This is a genomic window from Aeromonas ichthyocola (assembly GCF_046087985.1).
In the GTDB taxonomy this organism is placed as follows: Bacteria; Pseudomonadota; Gammaproteobacteria; order Enterobacterales; family Aeromonadaceae; genus Aeromonas; species Aeromonas rivipollensis.
The window spans coordinates 75,879-95,853 of record NZ_JBJSWH010000009.1; the positions used below are offsets into that span (position 1 = coordinate 75,879).

The 19,975-nt window shown below is 56.0% G+C and carries 14 protein-coding genes, 1 tRNA gene and 4 pseudogenes; all 19 read left to right on the top strand.

Annotated elements, in window-relative coordinates:
- Window positions 1-40: 40 nt before the first annotated feature.
- The 19 genes and pseudogenes from ACF2JD_RS21265 (at window position 41) to gmhB (ending at window position 19,845) form a co-directional block, all read left to right on the top strand.
- A tRNA-Trp gene (locus ACF2JD_RS21265) sits at window positions 41-117 on the top strand.
- Window positions 118-177: 60 nt separating this feature from the next.
- A complete protein-coding gene (gene secE / locus ACF2JD_RS21270) occupies window positions 178-549 on the top strand; it encodes a preprotein translocase subunit SecE (RefSeq protein ID WP_042650611.1) in 372 nt (123 codons plus the stop codon).
- A gap of 9 nt (window positions 550-558) precedes the next feature.
- Window positions 559-1,110: a transcription termination/antitermination protein NusG gene (gene nusG, locus ACF2JD_RS21275; RefSeq protein WP_005323644.1), complete on the top strand. Its 552-nt coding sequence runs from the start codon at window positions 559-561 to the stop codon at window positions 1,108-1,110.
- 134 nt (window positions 1,111-1,244) lie between these two features.
- The gene (gene rplK, locus ACF2JD_RS21280; RefSeq protein WP_016352267.1) at window positions 1,245-1,673 is read left to right on the top strand and encodes a 50S ribosomal protein L11; all 429 of its coding nucleotides are present in this window, start codon (window positions 1,245-1,247) and stop codon (window positions 1,671-1,673) included.
- A gap of 4 nt (window positions 1,674-1,677) precedes the next feature.
- Window positions 1,678-2,379 carry a 50S ribosomal protein L1 gene (gene rplA / locus ACF2JD_RS21285; protein WP_041206544.1) on the top strand — a complete coding sequence of 234 codons (702 nt, stop codon included), beginning with the start codon at window positions 1,678-1,680 and terminating at the stop codon, window positions 2,377-2,379.
- A gap of 257 nt (window positions 2,380-2,636) precedes the next feature.
- Complete coding sequence (gene rplJ, locus ACF2JD_RS21290) at window positions 2,637-3,137, top strand: 50S ribosomal protein L10 (protein ID WP_025328617.1); 501 nt, start codon at window positions 2,637-2,639, stop codon at window positions 3,135-3,137.
- A gap of 51 nt (window positions 3,138-3,188) precedes the next feature.
- Window positions 3,189-3,551 (top strand): 50S ribosomal protein L7/L12, encoded by a 363-nt coding sequence (gene rplL / locus ACF2JD_RS21295; RefSeq protein ID WP_025328616.1) that lies wholly within the window; start codon window positions 3,189-3,191, stop codon window positions 3,549-3,551.
- A 222-nt stretch (window positions 3,552-3,773) separates the two neighbouring features.
- On the top strand, window positions 3,774-7,802 hold the full coding sequence (rpoB, locus tag ACF2JD_RS21300; protein ID WP_025328615.1) for a DNA-directed RNA polymerase subunit beta: 4,029 nt from the start codon (window positions 3,774-3,776) through the stop codon (window positions 7,800-7,802).
- Between the two features lie 90 nt (window positions 7,803-7,892).
- The gene (gene rpoC / locus ACF2JD_RS21305; RefSeq protein ID WP_005325063.1) at window positions 7,893-12,197 is read left to right on the top strand and encodes a DNA-directed RNA polymerase subunit beta'; all 4,305 of its coding nucleotides are present in this window, start codon (window positions 7,893-7,895) and stop codon (window positions 12,195-12,197) included.
- Window positions 12,198-12,393: 196 nt separating this feature from the next.
- Window positions 12,394-13,110: a helix-turn-helix transcriptional regulator gene (locus ACF2JD_RS21310; protein WP_025328613.1), complete on the top strand. Its 717-nt coding sequence runs from the start codon at window positions 12,394-12,396 to the stop codon at window positions 13,108-13,110.
- Between the two features lie 24 nt (window positions 13,111-13,134).
- Window positions 13,135-13,515 carry a RidA family protein gene (locus ACF2JD_RS21315; RefSeq protein WP_005339904.1) on the top strand — a complete coding sequence of 127 codons (381 nt, stop codon included), beginning with the start codon at window positions 13,135-13,137 and terminating at the stop codon, window positions 13,513-13,515.
- A gap of 84 nt (window positions 13,516-13,599) precedes the next feature.
- Window positions 13,600-13,993, top strand: a pseudogene (gene tusD / locus ACF2JD_RS21320) (sulfurtransferase complex subunit TusD).
- 9 nt (window positions 13,994-14,002) lie between these two features.
- Window positions 14,003-14,361, top strand: a pseudogene (gene tusC / locus ACF2JD_RS21325) (sulfurtransferase complex subunit TusC).
- A 7-nt stretch (window positions 14,362-14,368) separates the two neighbouring features.
- Window positions 14,369-14,647 (top strand): annotated as a pseudogene (gene tusB, locus ACF2JD_RS21330) (sulfurtransferase complex subunit TusB); the annotation flags it as partial.
- Window positions 14,648-14,831: 184 nt separating this feature from the next.
- The gene (rpsL, locus tag ACF2JD_RS21335) at window positions 14,832-15,206 is read left to right on the top strand and encodes a 30S ribosomal protein S12 (RefSeq protein WP_005306278.1); all 375 of its coding nucleotides are present in this window, start codon (window positions 14,832-14,834) and stop codon (window positions 15,204-15,206) included.
- Window positions 15,207-15,299: 93 nt separating this feature from the next.
- Entirely contained in the window at window positions 15,300-15,770 is a 471-nt protein-coding gene (gene rpsG / locus ACF2JD_RS21340) for a 30S ribosomal protein S7 (protein ID WP_010675949.1), read from the top strand.
- Between the two features lie 75 nt (window positions 15,771-15,845).
- Window positions 15,846-17,951 carry an elongation factor G gene (fusA, locus tag ACF2JD_RS21345; protein ID WP_106885572.1) on the top strand — a complete coding sequence of 702 codons (2,106 nt, stop codon included), beginning with the start codon at window positions 15,846-15,848 and terminating at the stop codon, window positions 17,949-17,951.
- Window positions 17,952-18,005: 54 nt separating this feature from the next.
- Window positions 18,006-19,190, top strand: a complete 1,185-nt coding sequence (gene tuf, locus ACF2JD_RS21350) for an elongation factor Tu (protein ID WP_106885567.1) — start codon at window positions 18,006-18,008, stop codon at window positions 19,188-19,190.
- Window positions 19,191-19,304: 114 nt separating this feature from the next.
- Window positions 19,305-19,845: pseudogene (gene gmhB / locus ACF2JD_RS21355) on the top strand (D-glycero-beta-D-manno-heptose 1,7-bisphosphate 7-phosphatase).
- Window positions 19,846-19,975: the final 130 nt, after the last annotated feature.

A 19,975-nucleotide genomic window follows, 5' to 3' on the forward strand; every position in this document is an offset into this window, starting at 1 on the left:
TAAATAAAGCAAAGCCCCTATAATAGGGGCTTTCTTATGCAGGGGCGTAGTTCGAATTGGTAGAACAGCGGTCTCCAAAACCGATGGTTGCGGGTTCGAGTCCTGCCGCCCCTGCCATATACCTCGTCTCGTACGGGGCTTTTGTGTCTTTGGTTACGTCAGATACAGGTGGGTTGTATGAGTGTTAGTTCTGAGGGACAGGGCGGAAGCAAGGATACCCTTCTTTGGGGCCTGGTTTTCATCATCCTGGCGGCCGCTGTGGTAGGTAATTACCTGCTCACTGACGTTGTCGCCGCCGTCCGCGCCCTGGGTGTGGTCGTTGTCATCGCTGCTGCAGGTGCAGTGGCCCTGCAAACCACCAAAGGTAAGGCAACACTGGCTTTTGCTCGTGAGTCGCGCCTGGAAGTCCGCAAGGTCGTATGGCCGACCCGCCAGGAAGCCATTCAGACAACCCTGATTGTGCTGGCGGTGACCGCCGTGATGGGGCTCTTGCTGTTCATTCTGGACGGTGCCTTGGTCTGGTTGGTCAACCTGATTACCGGTGTGTAAGGAAAAGCCATGACTGAACAACGTGAACAACGTATGAGATGGTATGTCGTGCAGGCATTTTCCGGCTATGAAGGCCGGGTTGCCAAATCCCTGCGTGAACATATCAAGATGCATGGCATGGAAGAGCTGTTTGGCGAAGTGCTGGTCCCGACCGAAGAAGTGGTCGAGATGCGTGCCGGCCAGAAGCGCAAGAGTGAGCGCAAATTTTTCCCGGGTTATGTCCTGGTCCAGATGATGATGGACGAGACCACATGGCACCTGGTACGCAATGTGCCGCGTGTGATGGGCTTCATCGGCGGCACCTCCGATCGTCCTGCTCCTATCTCCGATAAGGAAGCGGATGCCATCCTCAATCGTCTGCAAGATGCCCACGACAAGCCGCGTCCGAAAACCCTGTTTGAACCGGGTGAAATGGTGCGGGTTGCCGATGGTCCGTTCGCTGACTTCAACGGCACCGTTGAAGAGGTGGACTACGAGAAGAGCCGCGTGAAGGTCTCCGTATTGATCTTCGGTCGCTCAACGCCGGTAGAACTGGATTTTGGTCAGGTCGAAAAGGGCTGATTAAACTCTGTACGTTTAACGGTTGTCAGGGGCAGCGATTATCTCTATAATTCGCTGCCCCTTTATTTGTTGGGGAGCCGTTTGCAGGAGCATGTCTCCGAGGCGCTAGAACCCATTTTTGAGGTATTTTCGTAATGGCTAAGAAAGTCACAGCTTATATCAAGCTGCAAGTTAAGGCTGGCAGTGCTAACCCCAGCCCTCCCGTTGGTCCTGCTCTGGGTCAGCACGGTGTGAACATCATGGAATTCTGTAAGGCGTTCAACGCTCGTACAGAAAAGCTGGAAAAAGGCTCACCGACTCCGGTCGTGATCACCGTTTACAGCGACCGTTCCTTCACCTTCGAAACCAAGACTCCGCCTGCTTCCTTCCTGCTGAAGAAAGCCGCTGGTATCCAGTCTGGTTCCGCCAAGCCGAACAAAGACAAGGTTGGTAAGGTGACTGTTGCTCAGCTGCAAGAAATCGCCAAGACCAAAGAGCCGGACATGACTGGTGCCGATCTGGATGCAAAAGTACGTTGCATCGCAGGCTCCGCTCGTTCCATGGGCCTGGTAGTGGAGGATTAAGACAATGGCAAAACTTTCCAAGCGTATGCGCGTTATTCGCGAAAAAGTTGACGGTACCAAAGAGTACTCCATCAACGAAGCCATTGCCCTGCTGAAAGAACTGGCTACCGCCAAGTTCGTTGAAAGCGTTGACGTTGCCGTTAACCTGGGTATCGATGCTCGTAAATCCGACCAGAACGTACGTGGTGCTACTGTACTGCCGCACGGTACCGGTCGTGACATCCGTGTCGCCGTATTCACCCAGGGTGCCAACGCCGAAGCCGCCAAGGCTGCCGGTGCTGAACTGGTTGGTATGGATGACCTGGCCGAGCTGGTCAAGAAAGGCGAGATGAACTTCGACGTCGTGATCGCATCCCCGGATGCCATGCGCGTTGTTGGTCAACTGGGCCAAATCCTGGGCCCGCGCGGCCTGATGCCTAACCCGAAAGTGGGTACCGTAACCCCGAACGTTGCTGAAGCTGTGAAGAATGCTAAAGCCGGTCAGGTTCGTTACCGCAATGACAAGAATGGTATCATCCATACCACTCTGGGTAAGGTTTCTTTCAACGAAGTTCAGCTGAAAGAAAACTTGGAAGCTCTGCTGGTTGCTCTGAAAAAGGGCAAACCCTCTTCCGCCAAAGGCATCTTCATCAAGAAAGTCAGCATCTCCACCACCATGGGTGCCGGTGTTGCCGTAGACCAAGCTTCTCTGGAAGCTCAGGGCTAATTGATGGATTTTACAAGGCGCAAAATTTAATCTATAATTTTGCGCCTTGATTGGTTGGGGGTTTCGACCTCCGTCCAAGACCGCAGGTGGTCGCAAGGCCTTAATCCTTCCTGCGTAGACGGTGCCGGAAACCCAGCGAGAAAGTTTTCTTTCTCTTCTGGAATCCTGCTACCGCATCGTTCCCCTCTGTTGTGAAGGTAGGGGGGATGTGTCAGTACTGAGTCATGAGACTCAGATTCAATCCAGGAGTTAAGCCAATGGCATTGGGACTCGAAGACAAAAAGGCAATTGTTGCTGAAGTCAACGAAGCTGCCAAAGGCGCTCTGTCTGCAGTTGTAGCCGATTCTCGCGGTGTGACTGTTGACAAGATGACCGTCCTGCGTAAATCCGCTCGTGAAGCCGGTGTGTACATGCGCGTTGTGCGTAACACCCTGCTGCGTCGCGCGGTAGAGGGCACCGAATTCGGTTGCCTGAACGACGTATTGACTGGTCCTACCTTGATTGCTTTCTCTAACGAACACCCGGGCGCTGCCGCTCGTCTGTTCAAAGAGTTTGCCAAAGCGAACCAAAAGTTCGAAATCAAGGCTGGCGCTTTTAACGGTGAGTTTATCGCCGCAGCACAAATTGATCGTCTGGCCACGCTGCCGACCTACGACGAAGCAATTGCGAAGTTGATGGCTACCATGAAGGAAGCCTCTGCTGGCAAGCTGGTTCGTACTATCGCTGCTGTTCGCGACCAGAAACAAGCTGCTGCTTGATTCTCGCCTATTTAGGCTGTTTGAGTTTATTCAACATCAGGAATTTTTGTCATGTCTATCACTAAAGACCAAATCATCGAAGCCGTTGCTTCCATGTCCGTAATGGAAGTTGTTGAGCTGATCGAAGCAATGGAAGAGAAGTTCGGTGTTTCTGCCGCTGTTGCTGTAGCTGCCGGTCCGGCCGCTGAAGCAGTAGAAGAGAAGACCGAGTTCGACGTAGTTCTGACTGCTGCTGGCGCCAACAAAGTTGCCGTCATCAAGGCCGTTCGTGCTGCCACCGGCCTGGGCCTGAAAGAAGCCAAGGACCTGGTAGAAGCCGCTCCGACCAACCTGAAAGAAGCCGTCTCCAAAGACGAAGCTGAAGCTCTGAAGAAAGAGCTGGAAGCTGCCGGTGCTTCTGTTGAGATCAAATAATCTGCATTTATGTAGATTAGCCTGATAAAACAGGCTAGGGCTGGTGAATGTTTGTTCACCAGCCTTTTTGCGCTGTAGACTGAGAGCATTTCACACCGTTTACGACTCTCGGTGCACCAGCAATCCGGACCGCCTCATCGTCCGGGCCAACACAAAACGGTGTTGAGACAGAGCTGTCCCGCGGGACAGAGTGGGTCACTTATCAGCGAGCTGAGGAACCCTATGGTTTACTCTTATACCGAAAAAAAACGCATTCGTAAGGACTTCGGTAAGCGAGACCAGGTACTGGACACGCCTTATCTGTTGTCCATTCAGCTGGACTCCTTCAAGCAGTTCATCGAGGCTGACCCGGAAGGTGAATATGGCCTAGAGGCCGCTTTCCGTAGCGTTTTCCCGATCACCAGTTACTCCGGTAGTGCTGAGCTTCAGTATGTCAGCTATCGCCTGGGTGAGCCGGTATTTGACGTAAAAGAATGCCAGATCCGTGGAGTGACCTACTCCGCGCCGCTGCGTGTCAAGCTTCGTATGGTTCTGTACGACCGTGAAGCAGCTGCCGGCACCGTCAAAGATATCAAGGAACAAGAAGTGTACATGGGCGAAATTCCGCTCATGACCGAAAACGGCACCTTTGTCATCAATGGTACCGAACGGGTTATCGTCTCCCAGCTGCACCGCAGCCCGGGCGTCTTCTTCGACCACGATAAAGGCAAAACACATTCATCCGGTAAGGTACTGTATAACGCCCGCGTTATCCCCTACCGTGGCTCCTGGCTGGACTTCGAGTTCGATGCGAAAGACAACCTGTTTGTCCGTATCGACCGTCGTCGTAAACTGCCGGCCTCCATTATTCTGCGCGCCCTGGACTTCAGTTCCGAAGAAATCCTGGCCACCTTCTTTGAGACCATTGGTTTCGAGGTCAAAGATGGCAAGTTGATGATGGATCTGGTGCCCGAGCGCCTGCGTGGTGAGACTGCGACCTTCGACATCATTGCCAATGGCGCCGTGGTGGTTGAGACCGGTCGTCGTGTCACTGCCCGTCATATCCGTCAGTTGGAAAAAGACGCCATCACCCAGATCGAGGTGCCGGTAGAGTACGTTGTTGGCAAAGTTGCAGCCAAGAACTACGCGCACCCGCAAACTGGTGAAATGGTCGTGACTGCCAACCAGGCCCTGAGCCTGGAAGCGGTTGCCAATCTGTCCCAAGCCGGCTTCAAGCACTTCGAGGTTCTGTTCACCAACGAACTGGACCACGGTGCCTACATGTCCGAGACCCTGCGTATCGACTCCAGCTCCAGTCGTCTGGAAGCGCTGGTCGAGATCTACCGCATGATGCGTCCGGGCGAGCCGCCCACCCGCGAAGCGGCCGAGCAGCTGTTTGAGAACCTGTTCTTCTCTTCCGAGCGTTACGACCTGTCTACCGTGGGTCGGATGAAGTTCAACCGCCGTCTGGGTCGTGAAGACGAGACCGGCGTTGGCGTGCTGACCAAAGACGACATCGTCGAAGTCATGAAGCGCCTGATCGACATCCGTAACGGCAATGACGAGGTGGACGATATCGACCACCTGGGTAACCGTCGTATCCGTTCTGTCGGTGAAATGGCAGAGAACCAGTTCCGCGTCGGTCTGGTGCGTGTCGAGCGTGCGGTCAAGGAGCGTCTCTCCCTGGGCGACCTGGACACCCTGATGCCGCAGGATCTGATCAACGCCAAGCCGATCTCCGCCGCGGTCAAAGAGTTCTTCGGTTCCAGCCAGCTGTCCCAGTTCATGGACCAGAACAACCCGCTGTCCGAAGTGACCCACAAGCGTCGTATTTCCGCGCTGGGCCCGGGCGGTTTGACCCGTGAGCGTGCCGGCTTCGAAGTTCGAGATGTACACCCGACTCACTACGGTCGTCTGTGCCCCATCGAGACTCCGGAAGGTCCGAACATCGGTCTGATCAACTCGCTGTCCGTGTATTCCCGCACCAACGAGTACGGTTTCCTCGAGACCCCGTACCGCAAGGTCATCGACGGTGTGATCACCGACGAAGTGGATTACCTGTCAGCAATCGAAGAAGGCAAGTACGTGATCGCACAGGCTAACGCCGCGACCACCGAAGATGGCCGTCTGAAAGATGAGTTGATCCCGTGCCGTCACAAGGGTGAATCCACCTTTATGAACGCCGACCAGATCCAGTACATGGATGTGAGCCCGCAACAGATAGTTTCTGTGGCAGCGGCCCTGATCCCGTTCCTGGAGCACGATGATGCTAACCGAGCCCTGATGGGTTCGAACATGCAACGTCAGGCCGTACCGACTCTGCGTGCTGACAAGCCGCTGGTAGGTACCGGTATGGAACGCGCCGTGGCCGTTGACTCCGGTGTTACCGTAGTGGCCAAGCGTGGCGGCATGATCGACTACGTCGATGCCTCCCGTATCGTTATCAAGGTCAATGAAGATGAGCTGCTGCCAGGCGAAGCCGGCATCGACATCTACAGTCTGACCAAGTACACCCGTTCCAACCAGAACACCTGTATCAACCAGCGTCCTTGCGTGATGTTGGGTGAGCCGGTGATGGCGGGCGACGTGCTGGCTGACGGCCCGTCTACCGACCTGGGCGAACTGGCGCTGGGCCAAAACCTGCGCGTCGCCTTCATGCCGTGGAACGGTTACAACTTCGAAGACTCGATCCTGGTGAATGAGCGCGTGGTACAGGAAGATCGCCTGACCACCATCCATATCCAGGAACTGGCCTGTATCTCCCGTGACACCAAGCTGGGTCCGGAAGAGATCACTGCCGACATCCCGAACGTGGGTGAAGCCGCTCTGTCCAAGCTGGACGAGTCCGGTATCGTCTACGTGGGTGCCGAAGTGAAGGGCGGCGACATCCTGGTCGGCAAGGTAACACCCAAGGGTGAAACCCAGCTGACCCCGGAAGAGAAGCTGCTGCGCGCCATCTTCGGTGAGAAGGCCTCCGATGTGAAGGACTCCTCCCTGCGTGTGCCGAACGGTGTGTACGGTACCGTGGTTGACGTGCAAGTCTTTACCCGCGATGGCGTGGAAAAAGACAAGCGCGCCAAAGAAATCGAAGAGATGCAGCTGAAGGAAGCGAAGAAGGACTTGACCGAAGAGTTCAAGATCTTGGAAGACGGCATTTTCGGCCGCTCCCGCAACCTGCTGCTGGCCGCCGGTTACAGCGAAGATCGTCTGAACAAGCTGGATCGTTCCAAGTGGTTTGAATTGGCCATCGAAGATGAAGCCAAGCAGATCGAGCTGGAGCAGATCGCCGAGCAGCACATCGAGCTGAAAGCCGACTTCGACAAGAAGTTCGAGAACAAACGTCGCAAGATTATCCAGGGTGATGATCTGGCGCCGGGCGTACTGAAAATCGTCAAGGTTTACCTGGCAGTCAAGCGTCGCATCCAACCGGGTGACAAGATGGCGGGCCGTCACGGTAACAAGGGTGTTATCTCCAAGATCTGCCCGGTCGAGGACATGCCCCATGACGAGTTCGGCCGTCCGGTCGACATCGTACTGAACCCGCTGGGCGTACCGTCCCGTATGAACATCGGTCAGATCCTCGAAGTGCATCTGGGCCTCGCGGCCAAGGGCATCGGCGAGAAGATAGACCGCATGATCAAGGATCAGCGCGAGCTGCACGAGATGCGTGACTTCCTGCAACAGGTCTATGACCTGGGCGAGAAAGACACCCAGCAAGTGAACATCGCCGAGCTGTCTGACGACGACGTACGTACCCTTGCGGGTAACCTGCGTAAGGGTCTGCCGGTTGCTACACCTGTCTTTGATGGTGCCAAAGAGCGCGAAATCAAGGCCTTGCTGAAGCTGGCCGATCTGCCGGAATCCGGTCAGATCTCCCTGTTCGACGGTCGTACCGGTAACGCCTTCGAGCGCAAGGTCACCGTGGGTTACATGTACATGCTGAAGCTGAACCACTTGGTAGACGACAAGATGCACGCGCGTTCTACCGGCTCCTACAGCCTGGTTACCCAGCAGCCGCTGGGTGGTAAGGCACAGTTCGGTGGTCAGCGGTTCGGTGAGATGGAAGTGTGGGCCCTGGAGGCTTACGGTGCGGCATATACCCTGCAGGAAATGCTGACCGTCAAGTCTGACGATGTGAATGGCCGTACCAAGATGTACAAGAACATCGTGGATGGCGACCACCGTATGGAGCCGGGCATGCCCGAATCCTTCAACGTACTGTTGAAGGAAATCCGCTCTCTGGGTATCAACATCGAGCTGGACGAAGAGTAAGAGCTCGCTCTTATTGTTCGAGAATTGACGTGGGCGCCCTGCTGCTTTGGCAGTAGGGCGCCGAGGTTAGACTCCTGACAGGGGAAACACGTGAAAGACTTACTCAAGTTTTTGAAGGCTCAGACCAAGACCGAAGAGTTTGACAGTATCAAGATCGGTCTGGCCTCTCCTGACATGATCCGCTCCTGGTCATTCGGTGAGGTCAAAAAGCCTGAGACCATCAACTACCGGACTTTCAAGCCGGAACGTGATGGTCTGTTCTGCGCCCGTATCTTCGGACCGGTGAAGGACTACGAGTGTCTGTGCGGCAAGTACAAGCGCCTGAAACACCGTGGTGTGATCTGCGAGAAGTGCGGCGTAGAAGTGACCCAGACCAAGGTCCGTCGCGAGCGCATGGGCCACATCGAGCTGGCCAGCCCGACTGCCCACATCTGGTTCCTGAAGTCCCTGCCGTCCCGTATCGGTCTGCTGCTGGACATGACCCTGCGTGACATCGAGCGCGTGCTGTATTTCGAATCCTATGTAGTGATCGAACCCGGCATGACCAACCTCGAGCGCAGCCAGATGCTGTCCGAAGAGAACTATCTGGACGCACTGGAAGAGTGGGGCGACGAATTCGACGCCAAGATGGGTGCCGAAGCAATCCTTGCATTGCTGCGTGCCATCGATCTGGAAGGTGAAGTCAAGACCATGCGCGAGGAGCTGGATCAAACCAACTCCGAGACCAAGCGCAAGAAGACCACCAAGCGCCTGAAGCTGATGGAAGCCTTCCTGCAGTCCGGCAACAAGCCGGAGTGGATGATCATGACAGTGCTGCCTGTGCTGCCGCCGGACCTGCGTCCGCTGGTACCGCTGGACGGCGGCCGTTTCGCGACTTCCGATCTGAACGATCTGTACCGTCGCGTGATCAACCGTAACAACCGCCTGAAGCGTCTGCTGGATCTGGCGGCGCCGGACATCATCGTGCGCAACGAAAAGCGCATGCTGCAAGAGTCCGTGGATGCCCTGCTGGATAACGGCCGTCGTGGTCGTGCCATCACAGGTTCCAACAAGCGTCCGCTGAAATCCTTGGCCGACATGATCAAGGGTAAGCAAGGTCGTTTCCGTCAGAACTTGCTGGGTAAACGTGTCGACTACTCCGGTCGTTCCGTTATCACCGTAGGCCCGACCCTGCGTCTGCATCAATGCGGTCTGCCGAAGAAGATGGCGCTCGAGCTGTTCAAGCCCTTCATCTATGGCAAGCTGGAATCCCGTGGTCTGGCGACCACCATCAAGGCCGCCAAGAAGATGGTGGAGCGCGAAGAAGCCGTCGTTTGGGACATCCTGGACGAAGTGATCCGCGAACACCCGGTCCTGCTGAACCGTGCACCGACCCTGCACCGTCTGGGTATCCAGGCGTTTGAACCGACCCTGATCGAAGGCAAGGCCATCCAGCTGCACCCGCTCGTCTGTGCCGCCTATAACGCGGACTTCGATGGTGACCAGATGGCGGTCCACGTACCGCTGACCCTGGAAGCCCAGCTGGAAGCGCGCGCCCTGATGATGTCTACCAACAACATCCTGTCGCCTGCCTCCGGTGAGCCGATCATCGTTCCTTCCCAGGACGTGGTCTTGGGTCTGTACTACATGACCCGTGCCCGTATCAACGCCAAGGGCGAAGGTATGGTGCTGGCCGGCCCGAAAGAAGCCGAGAAGGTCTATCGCGCCGGTCTGGCCGATCTCCATGCTCGTGTGAAAGTGCGCATTACCGAATACCTGCGTCAGGAAGACGGTTCCCTGCTGCCGCACACCGAGATGAAGAACACCACAGTTGGTCGTGCGATCCTGAGCCTGATCCTGCCGAAAGGCATGGAATACGCGCTGATCGACGAACCCAAGGTGCTGACTGCCGCCGAGCAGGCCGATCTGGATGCCAATCCGCAGAACTGGATCAAATCCGTATCCAACAAGGCGCTGGGCAAAAAGCTCATCTCCCGTCTGCTGAACACCTGCTATCGCAAGCAGGGCCTGAAGGACACCGTCATCTTCGCTGACCAGCTGATGTATACCGGTTTCCATTACGCGGCCCTGTCCGGTGCTTCCGTTGGTATCGATGACATGGTCATCCCGGATGCCAAGAAAGACATCATTGCGGCAGCCGAAGCCGAAGTCGCCGAGATCCAGGACCAGTTCCTGTCCGGTCTGGTGACCGCGGGCGAACGCTACAACAAGGTTATCGATATCTGGGCCAGCGCGAACGATCGCGTCTCCAAGGCCATGATGGATAACCTCTCCAAGGAGCGGAACGTCAACTCCCTGGGTGAAGAAGAAGAGCAGGCCTCCTTCAACAGCATCTTCATGATGGCCGACTCTGGTGCGCGGGGCTCCGCCGCCCAGATCCGTCAGCTGGCCGGTATGCGTGGCCTGATGGCCAAGCCGGATGGTTCCATCATCGAAACGCCGATCGTGGCGAACTTCCGTGAAGGTCTGAACGTACTCCAGTACTTCATCTCCACTCACGGTGCTCGTAAGGGTCTGGCGGATACCGCACTGAAGACGGCTAACTCCGGTTACCTGACTCGTCGTCTGGTTGACGTGGCTCAGGACATGGTGATCACCGAGGACGATTGCGGCACTACCGAAGGTCTGTGGATGACTCCGCTGATCGAAGGTGGTGATGTGGTCGAGCCGCTGCGTGAGCGCGTGCTGGGTCGTGTGGTCGCCGAAGACGTGATCAAGCCGGGTACTGAAAGCGAGATCCTGGTCGCGCGCAATACTCTGCTCGACGAGTATCTGTGTGACCTGCTGGAGCGTAACTCCGTCGACCGCGTGAAGGTACGTTCTGCCATCACCTGTGAGACCGACTTCGGTAACTGTGCCCACTGCTACGGCCGTGATCTGGCCCGTGGTCACCTGGTGAACAAGGGTGAGGCTGTCGGTGTTATCGCCGCCCAGTCCATCGGTGAGCCGGGTACCCAGCTGACGATGCGTACCTTCCACATCGGTGGTGCCGCATCCCGAGCTGCTGCCGAGAGCAGCATCCAGGTCAAGAACACCGGTAGCATCAAGCTGCAGAACGCCAAGTTTGTTACCAACAGTGCAGACAAGCTGGTTATCACCTCCCGTTCTACCGAACTGACCATCATGGACGAGATGGGCCGTACCAAGGAAAGCCACAAGCTGCCTTACGGTTCCGTCCTGGAAGTGAAAGATGGCCAGGCCGTGAGTGCCGGTGATACCGTCGCCAACTGGGATCCGCACACCCACCCGATCATCACCGAAGTAGCAGGTCGCCTGGACTTCGAACACATGATCGACGGTGTGACCATCACTCGTCAGACCGACGAGCTGACCGGTCTCTCCTCTATCGTCGTGCTGGATGTCAACGAACGTCCGAGCGCCGGTAAAGAGATGCGTCCGACCGTGAAGCTGGTCGACCAGAACGGCAAGGATGTCATGATCCCGGGTACCGATGTAGCCGCCCAGTACTTCCTGCCGGGCAAGGCGATCGTGAACCTGGAGGATGGTGCCAACGTGGGCGTGGGTGACGCGGTCGCGCGTATCCCGCAAGAGTCCAGCGGTACCAAGGACATCACCGGTGGTCTGCCGCGCGTTGCGGATCTGTTCGAAGCACGTCAACCGAAGGAACCGGCTATCCTGGCCGAGATCTCCGGTACCATCTCCTTCGGGAAAGAGACCAAGGGCAAGCGCCGTCTGGTCATCACCCCGACCGACGGTGGCGACATCTACGAAGAGATGATTCCGAAGTGGCGTCACCTGAACGTGTTCGAAGGTGAAAAAGTTGAGAAGGGTGAAGTGCTGGCAGACGGTCCTGAGTCTGCTCATGACATCCTGCGTCTGCGCGGTATCAGCCCGGTCGCCAACTACATCGCCAACGAAGTGCAGGACGTTTACCGTCTGCAAGGCGTTAAGATCAACGACAAGCACATCGAAGTCATCGTTCGTCAGATGCTGCGCAAGTGCGAGATCCTGAGCGCTGGCGACACTGACCTGATCGAAGGCGAGCAGGTTGAAGTGGCTCGTGTGAAGATTGCCAACCGTAAGCTGGTTGCCGAGGGTAAGACTCCGGCCACCTTCCGTCACATCCTGATGGGTATTACCAAGGCATCCCTGAGCACCGAGTCCTTCATCTCCGCGGCTTCCTTCCAGGAAACCACTCGTGTTCTGACCGAAGCGGCCGTTGGCGGCAAGCGTGACGAACTGCGTGGCCTGAAAGAGAACGTGATCGTGGGTCGTCTGATCCCGGCTGGTACCGGCTTTGCCTACCACCATGCCCGGATCAACCAGCGTGCCGCCGCAGCTCGTGCTGTCGGTGTGCCGCAGGTGACTGCCGATGAGGCTCAGCAAAATCTGGCGGATCTGCTTAACGCAGCCGGCAGTTTTGACGAAGAGTAATCTTCAGCTGCAGTGATTAAAAAGGGCTCCTTCAAGGGGCCCTTTTTGTTGCCCGCCCGCCAGCAGTGCGCTGCACCGGGCTGGGGCAGGGGATGATCCAGTGCAAGGTTATAGAGCAAAAAATCAAAAAAAGTTGACATTGATCCCCCGCAATTGAAAACTCGGGAAAGTTGAATGGTTATTACAGGGGTAGAACATGGCTGTCGGTATCGAGGAAGTACTGCTTCCCGAAGAGCAACTGAGCGGTCGCGCTTTTACAGACGAAGACAGGGAATTGTTGCGTTCATATGAGGGCCTCATCGAGGGCCTGGCCGATCTGTTCGGCAAGCACTGCGAAGTGGTGCTGCATTCCCTGGAAAATCTGCATGAGTCAGTGATCAAGATAGCGAACGGATTCAACACGGGGCGGACCCTGGGAGCGCCGATCACCGATCTGGCCCTGCGCATGCTCAAGGACATCGAGAGCACGGGTCAGGATCACACCCAGAGCTACTTCGCCCGCAGCCGGACTGGTGCGCTGATGAAGTCGAGCACCATCGCCATCCGCAACCGCGACAAGCAGGTGATAGGTCTTATCTGCATCAACCTGCACATCAATGCGCCTTTCCACGAGTTCGTGGCCGAATTCTTCCCGACGCCCCAGCAAGTGGAGCGTCAATCGCCGGAGACCTTCGCCAACAGCGTGGAGGAGCTGGTTGCCCAGACGGTGGACAACACCATCGACGAGATCAACCGCGATCCCTCCGTGGCCAACAACGCCAAGAATCGTTTTATCGTGACCCAGTTGTTCGAGAAGGGCATATTTGATATCAAGGACTCGATCAACCTGGTCGCCGACAAGCTGAATATTTCCAAACATACCGTGTATCTCTACATCCGACAGCGCAAGCAGGGTGAAGAAGAGAGCGAGTAAGCGCCATAGATAGGGGATAGATGAATGGCTAAAGAAGTGATTGCAACCGACAAGGCGCCTGCTGCGATTGGTCCCTATGTTCAGGCTACCAAGGTTGGCGAGATGATCTTCACCTCCGGGCAGATCCCGCTCGATCCTGCCACCATGGAGATCGTGGCTGGCGGCATCGAAGAGCAAGCCGAACGGGTAATGAAGAATCTGGTTGCTGTGTTGCACGCTGCCGGTGCCGATGCCAGCAAGGTGGTTAAAACCACCTGCTTCCTGAGCGACATGAACAACTTCGTTGCCTTCAATCAGGTCTATGCCCGTTACTTTGGCGATGCGGCACCTGCCCGCTCCTGTGTTGAGGTAGCCCGCCTGCCCAAAGATGTGCTGGTCGAGGTCGAGGCCATCGCCCATCTCTGATCAACGCATCGAATCAAGCCCCTCCTGGCAGGGGCTTTTTTATTTTTGGCGTAAAATTGACTGGGTCAGTACAGGAGCCCTGCTATGAGTTTGAGTTTTGCCATCCTGGTAACGGGGCCTGCCTATGGCACCCAGTCGGCCAGTACTGCCTATCGCTTTGCCCGCACGCTGTTGGCACAGGGGCATACCTTGTCTCACCTGTTCTTCTATCAGGATGGCGTCCATAACGGTAACGGTTTGCATCAGCCCGCGTCTGATGAGACCGACCTGGTGGCATCTGTGGCGAGAGCTGGCAGAAGAGCAGGGATTGCCGTATGACGTCTGTGTCGCCGCCGCCATGCGGCGCGGTGTGCTCGATGAGCAGGAGGCCAAGGGGGCAGGGCAGGCGCACTTCAATCTGCAAGCGCCATTTTGCCTGAGCGGTCTGGGTCAGTTGGCCGAGGCGGCGCTCACCGCCGATCGGTTGGTTCAGTTCTAGGGGATAGCCATGAGCAAGAAAATCGCCTTTATCTGCAGTCGTGGTCCCCATGGCCATGCCGCCGGCCGGGAAGGGCTGGATGCCCTGCTGGCCACCTCGGCCATGACTGATCACTGGCGCTGTTCCTGATTGGGGACGGCGTGCTGCAACTGCTCAAGGAGCAGCAGCCTGCCACCATTTTGCAGCGCCACTACGCGCCCACCTTCAAGATGCTGGAACTCTACGACATCGAAGAGGTCTATGTTTGTGCTGACTCGTTGGCAGAGCGTGGTGTGACCGTGGATGATCTGCTGATCCCCGTCGACAGTTTGCCACGCCATGAATTGGCTCGGCGCTGGGCACAATGTTCGACTCACATCAGCTTTTGAGGTCTCCATGTTGCATCTGATATTGAACTCTCCCTTTCAGAGTCAGGCGCTGGCAGAGGCAGGTCTGCGTTATCTTCAGCCGGAGGATGAGCTGGTACTGATGCAGGATGCCGTGATGGCTGCCGCATCGCCCCCAGTGGTGCGAACGACTGGCGGGCATTCCGCTTTATGTGATGCAAGAAGACCTGCAGGCCCGTGGTCTGCACCATCGGGTGGCATTGCGCTGGATATGGCGGGTCTGGTCAAGCTGATCGCGAAAAATGGATCACCTCGCACCTGGGCGGGTGATCATATCATTTTCATTAAAATTCAGCATGGTTATCAAATAATGGCGGGATGTCATTTGCCCTTTTGGCGCACGAATTGTATAAATCTTGACTCCCCAGACAACAGGGCATAAAATTTCGCGTCCCCGTATCTGCGGGGAGGATTTTTCACACGTTTATGAAGTCATTATCAGGAGCCTTTTGATGGCAACTATTAACCAGTTGGTTCGCAAGCCACGCATCAAGCTCGTTGTGAAAAGCAACGTGCCGGCGCTGGAAGCGTGCCCTCAGAAGCGTGGCGTATGCACCCGTGTATACACCACCACCCCCAAGAAGCCTAACTCTGCACTGCGTAAAGTGTGCCGTGTACGTCTGACCAACGGCTTCGAAGTCACCTCCTACATCGGCGGTGAAGGTCACAACCTGCAGGAGCACTCCGTTGTTCTGATCCGTGGCGGTCGTGTCAAGGATTTGCCAGGTGTTCGTTATCACACCGTTCGTGGTGCGTTGGACTGTGCCGGTGTTAAAGACCGTAAGCAGGCTCGCTCCAAGTATGGCGTGAAGCGTCCGAAAGCTTAATGGTTCTCCGTTAAGTAAGGCCAAACGTTAATTCGTTTCTAGTTAGATAACTTTCTAGTTTTGGGTAACCCCTGAAGTTACGGAGAATTTGAAATGCCAAGACGTCGTGTTGTTGGTCAGCGTAAAATCCTGCCGGATCCCAAGTTCGGATCAGAGCTGCTGGCTAAATTTGTCAACGTAGTAATGGTTGACGGTAAGAAATCTGTTGCAGAAGCCATCGTTTATGGCGCCCTGGACATCATTGCCACCAAATCTGGCAAAGAGCACCTGGCCCTGTTCGAAGTCGCTCTGGACAACATTCGTCCGGCGGTCGAGGTTAAATCTCGTCGCGTCGGTGGTGCAACCTATCAGGTACCGGTAGAAGTTCGTCCGGTTCGTCGCAATGCCCTGGCAATGCGCTGGTTGGTTGATGCCGCTCGTAAACGTGGTGAAAAATCAATGGCTCAGCGTTTGGCTGGCGAGCTGCTGGATGCCGCTGACAATAAGGGTTCGTCTGTCAAGAAACGTGAAGACGTTCACCGTATGGCTGAAGCGAACAAGGCCTTCGCTCACTTCCGCTGGTAATCCGCTTGCGCAGGGTCTTCTGGCTCTGCGCACCTTTAATTATCTGGGGACAAGTGCCCTAGTAAGAGGATGACAATGGCTCGTACAACCCCCATTGAGCGTTATCGTAACATCGGTATCTCTGCTCACATCGACGCCGGTAAGACTACTACTACCGAGCGCGTTCTGTTTTACACCGGTGTAAGTCACAAGATCGGTGAAGTTCACGATGGCGCCGCCACCATGGACTGGATGGAACAGGAACAAGAGCGTGGTATCACCATCACCTCCGCCGCGACCACCGCTTTCTGGTCCGGTATGGGTAAACAGTTCCAACCGCACCGTATCAACATCATCGATACCCCGGGCCACGTTGACTTTACTATCGAAGTAGAGCGTTCAATGCGTGTTCTGGACGGCGCCGTGATGGTGTACTGTGCCGTAGGTGGCGTACAGCCACAGTCTGAGACCGTATGGCGTCAGGCTAACAAGTACAAGGTTCCCCGTATCGCGTTCGTCAACAAGATGGACCGTACCGGCGCCAACTATCTGCGCTGCGTTGAGCACATCAAGACCCGTCTGAAAGGTACCCCGGTTCCGCTGCAACTGAACATCGGTGCAGAAGAGAACTTCAAGGGCGTTATCGACCTGGTCAAGATGAAAGCCATCAACTGGAGCGAAGCTGACCAGGGCGTGTCTTTCGATTACGAAGACGTCCCGGCCGAGCTGCTGGAACAAGCGCAAGAAATGCGCATGAACCTGGTTGAAGCCGCTGCTGAAGCGTCTGAAGACCTGATGGAAAAATACCTGGGTGGTGAAGAACTGACCGAAGAAGAGATCAAGAAAGCTCTTCGTCAGCGTGTTCTGAACAACGAAATCATCCTGGTTACCTGTGGCTCCGCGTTCAAGAACAAGGGTGTACAGGCCATGCTGGATGCCGTGGTTGACTATCTGCCGGCTCCGACCGACGTAGCAGCCATCGACGGTCTGAAGCTGGATGGCGTCACCAAAGACGAGCGTCACGCTTCCGATGACGAGCCGTTCTCTGCTCTGGCATTCAAGATTGCTACCGACCCGTTCGTTGGCAACCTGACCTTCTTCCGCGTTTACTCCGGTGTGGTTAACTCCGGTGACTCCGTGCTGAACTCTGTCAAAGAGAAGCGCGAGCGTTTTGGCCGTATCGTTCAGATGCACGCCAACAAGCGTGAAGAGATCAAAGAAGTTCGCGCAGGCGACATCGCCGCTGCCATCGGTCTGAAAGACGTGACCACTGGTGACACCCTGTGTGACGAAAAATCGCCGATCATCCTCGAGCGTATGGAATTCCCGGAGCCGGTAATCTCCATCGCGGTTGAGCCGAAAACCAAGGCTGACCAAGAGAAGATGGGTCTGGCACTCGGCCGTCTGGCGCAGGAAGATCCGTCTTTCCGCGTATGGACTGACGAAGAATCTGGCCAAACCATCATCGCCGGTATGGGTGAGCTGCACCTGGACATCATCGTTGACCGTATGCGTCGCGAGTTCAAGGTTGAAGCGAACGTAGGTAAGCCGCAGGTTGCCTACCGTGAAACCATCCGCAATACCGTCAAGGACATCGAAGGCAAGCACGCCAAGCAGTCCGGTGGTCGTGGTCAGTACGGTCACGTTGTGATCGACATGTACCCGCTGGAAGAAGGCAAAGCCTACGAGTTCGTTAACGACATCAAAGGCGGCGTGATTCCTGGTGAGTTCATCCCGGGTGTTGACAAGGGTATCCGTGAGCAGCTGAAGTCCGGCCCGCTGGCAGGCTATCCGGTAATGGATCTGGGCGTGCGTCTGCACTTCGGTTCCTACCACGATGTCGACTCCTCCGAACTGGCGTTCAAAATCGCTGCTTCCATGGCCTTTAAGGCTGGCTTCATGAAGGCCAACCCGGTTCTGCTCGAACCGATCATGAAAGTAGAAGTTGAGACTCCGGAAGATTACATGGGCGACGTGATCGGTGACCTGAACCGTCGTCGTGGCCTGATCGAAGGTATGGAAGACGGCCCGTCCGGCAAGATCGTTCGTGCTCTCGTGCCGCTGGCCGAGATGTTCGGTTATGCGACTGCCCTGCGTTCCGCTACCCAGGGTCGCGCTTCCTACGCCATGGAATTCGCCAAGTATCACGATGCCCCGACTAACGTCGCCCAGGCCGTGATCGAAGAGCGCAAATCCAAGTAATTTATGATTCCCCGCCTACGACGGTAGGCGGGTTTAACCTAGAAGGACTACGTCGTGTCTAAAGAAAAATTTGAGCGTAACAAACCGCACGTAAACGTCGGCACCATCGGCCACGTTGACCACGGTAAAACCACCCTGACCGCCGCCATCACCAACGTGCTGGCCAAGCACTTCGGTGGTAAAGCTTTCGCCTTCGACCAGATCGACAAGGCACCGGAAGAGCGGGAGCGTGGTATCACCATCAACACCTCCCACGTAGAATACGACACTGCGATCCGTCACTACGCCCACGTAGATTGCCCGGGTCACGCCGACTACGTTAAGAACATGATCACCGGTGCTGCCCAGATGGACGGCGCGATCCTGGTAGTAGCCGCGACTGACGGCCCGATGCCGCAAACTCGTGAGCACATCCTGCTGGGTCGCCAGGTTGGTATCCCGTACATGATCGTGTTCATGAACAAGTGCGACATGGTAGACGACGAAGAGCTGCTCGAACTGGTCGAGATGGAAGTTCGTGAACTGCTGACCGAGTACGACTTCCCGGGTGATGACCTGCCGGTAGTTCGTGGTTCCGCGCTGAAAGCGCTGGAAGGCGACGCTGCATGGGAAGAGAAGATCATCGAGCTGGCTCACCACCTGGATACCTACATCCCGGAGCCGGAGCGCGCCATTGACCTGCCGTTCCTGATGCCTATCGAAGACGTCTTCTCCATCGCTGGCCGTGGTACCGTTGTTACCGGTCGTGTAGAGCGCGGTATCGTTAAAGTTGGTGAGACTGTAGAAATCGTCGGTATCAAAGACACCGTTTCTACCACCTGTACCGGTGTTGAAATGTTCCGCAAACTGCTGGACGAAGGTCGTGCCGGTGAGAACGTTGGCGCCCTGCTGCGTGGCGTGAAGCGTGAAGAAGTTGAGCGTGGTCAAGTACTGGCCAAGCCGGGCTCCATCAAGCCGCACACCAAGTTCGAATCCGAAGTGTACGTGCTGTCCAAAGAAGAAGGTGGTCGTCATACTCCGTTCTTCAAGGGCTACCGTCCGCAGTTCTACTTCCGTACTACCGACGTGACCGGTACCATCGAACTGCCGGAAGGCGTAGAGATGGTAATGCCAGGCGACAACATCAAAATGGTTGTTACCCTGATCGCCCCGATCGCGATGGACGACGGCCTGCGTTTCGCTATCCGTGAAGGTGGCCGTACCGTAGGTGCTGGTGTTGTAGCTAAAGTTATCGCTTAATCGATACTTTAAATGCACACATGAAAGGGGTGGCTTCGGCTGCCCCTTTTATTTTTTGGGGCGTTATTCCCCCAGTGAGACACTTTTAAAACATCTATTACCGAGGTAGTGCCCGTGAGTAAACCCGCCATTTTTCTGGATCGTGACGGTGTCATCAACGAAGACACAGGTTATGTCAGCCAGGTCGATGACTTCCATTTCCTGCCCGGGGTGATCGAAGCCCTGCAGCTGCTGAAGAAGAAGGGCTATCAGCTGATCGTCGTCACCAACCAGTCCGGCATCGCCCGCGGCTACTTTAGTGAAGACGACTTCATGAACCTGACCGAGTGGATGGACTGGTCACTGGCTGACCGGGACGTTGACCTCGATGGCATCTATTTCTGCCCCCATCATCCGGATCACGGCGCTCCCTGTGATTGCCGCAAACCTGCACCCGGCATGCTGCTGTTGGCGCAACAGGAGCTGGGCATCGACATGGCGCGTTCTTATATGGTGGGTGACAAGCCTTCCGACCTGAAAGCGGCCATCAATGCCGGGGTCGGACACAAGAGTCATGGTGCGTACTGGCAAGCCTGTGACTGACGGGCATCGCCTGGCGGATGCCATCTACGACAACCTGCACGATTTTGCCGTTTCAGTACCTGTTGCGGGCTGATTTCGTTCGCTTAATATGCGTATTGGTGGCTTTGTGAGCTAACGGTTGATGAAAGCCATCTTTTTGCAATTATCTGCTTGCCAGAAAGTTTCAGCTCCCTATAATGCGCCTCCATCGACAGGGCAAGCAG

Coding starts and splice junctions, on each gene's coding strand:
- secE (WP_042650611.1), top strand. CDS start 178: ATGAGTGTTAGTTCTGAGGGACAGGGCGGAAGCAAGGATACCCTTCTT.
- nusG (WP_005323644.1), top strand. CDS start 559: ATGACTGAACAACGTGAACAACGTATGAGATGGTATGTCGTGCAGGCA.
- rplK (WP_016352267.1), top strand. CDS start 1,245: ATGGCTAAGAAAGTCACAGCTTATATCAAGCTGCAAGTTAAGGCTGGC.
- rplA (WP_041206544.1), top strand. CDS start 1,678: ATGGCAAAACTTTCCAAGCGTATGCGCGTTATTCGCGAAAAAGTTGAC.
- rplJ (WP_025328617.1), top strand. CDS start 2,637: ATGGCATTGGGACTCGAAGACAAAAAGGCAATTGTTGCTGAAGTCAAC.
- rplL (WP_025328616.1), top strand. CDS start 3,189: ATGTCTATCACTAAAGACCAAATCATCGAAGCCGTTGCTTCCATGTCC.
- rpoB (WP_025328615.1), top strand. CDS start 3,774: ATGGTTTACTCTTATACCGAAAAAAAACGCATTCGTAAGGACTTCGGT.
- ACF2JD_RS21310 (WP_025328613.1), top strand. CDS start 12,394: ATGGCTGTCGGTATCGAGGAAGTACTGCTTCCCGAAGAGCAACTGAGC.
- ACF2JD_RS21315 (WP_005339904.1), top strand. CDS start 13,135: ATGGCTAAAGAAGTGATTGCAACCGACAAGGCGCCTGCTGCGATTGGT.
- rpsL (WP_005306278.1), top strand. CDS start 14,832: ATGGCAACTATTAACCAGTTGGTTCGCAAGCCACGCATCAAGCTCGTT.
- rpsG (WP_010675949.1), top strand. CDS start 15,300: ATGCCAAGACGTCGTGTTGTTGGTCAGCGTAAAATCCTGCCGGATCCC.
- fusA (WP_106885572.1), top strand. CDS start 15,846: ATGGCTCGTACAACCCCCATTGAGCGTTATCGTAACATCGGTATCTCT.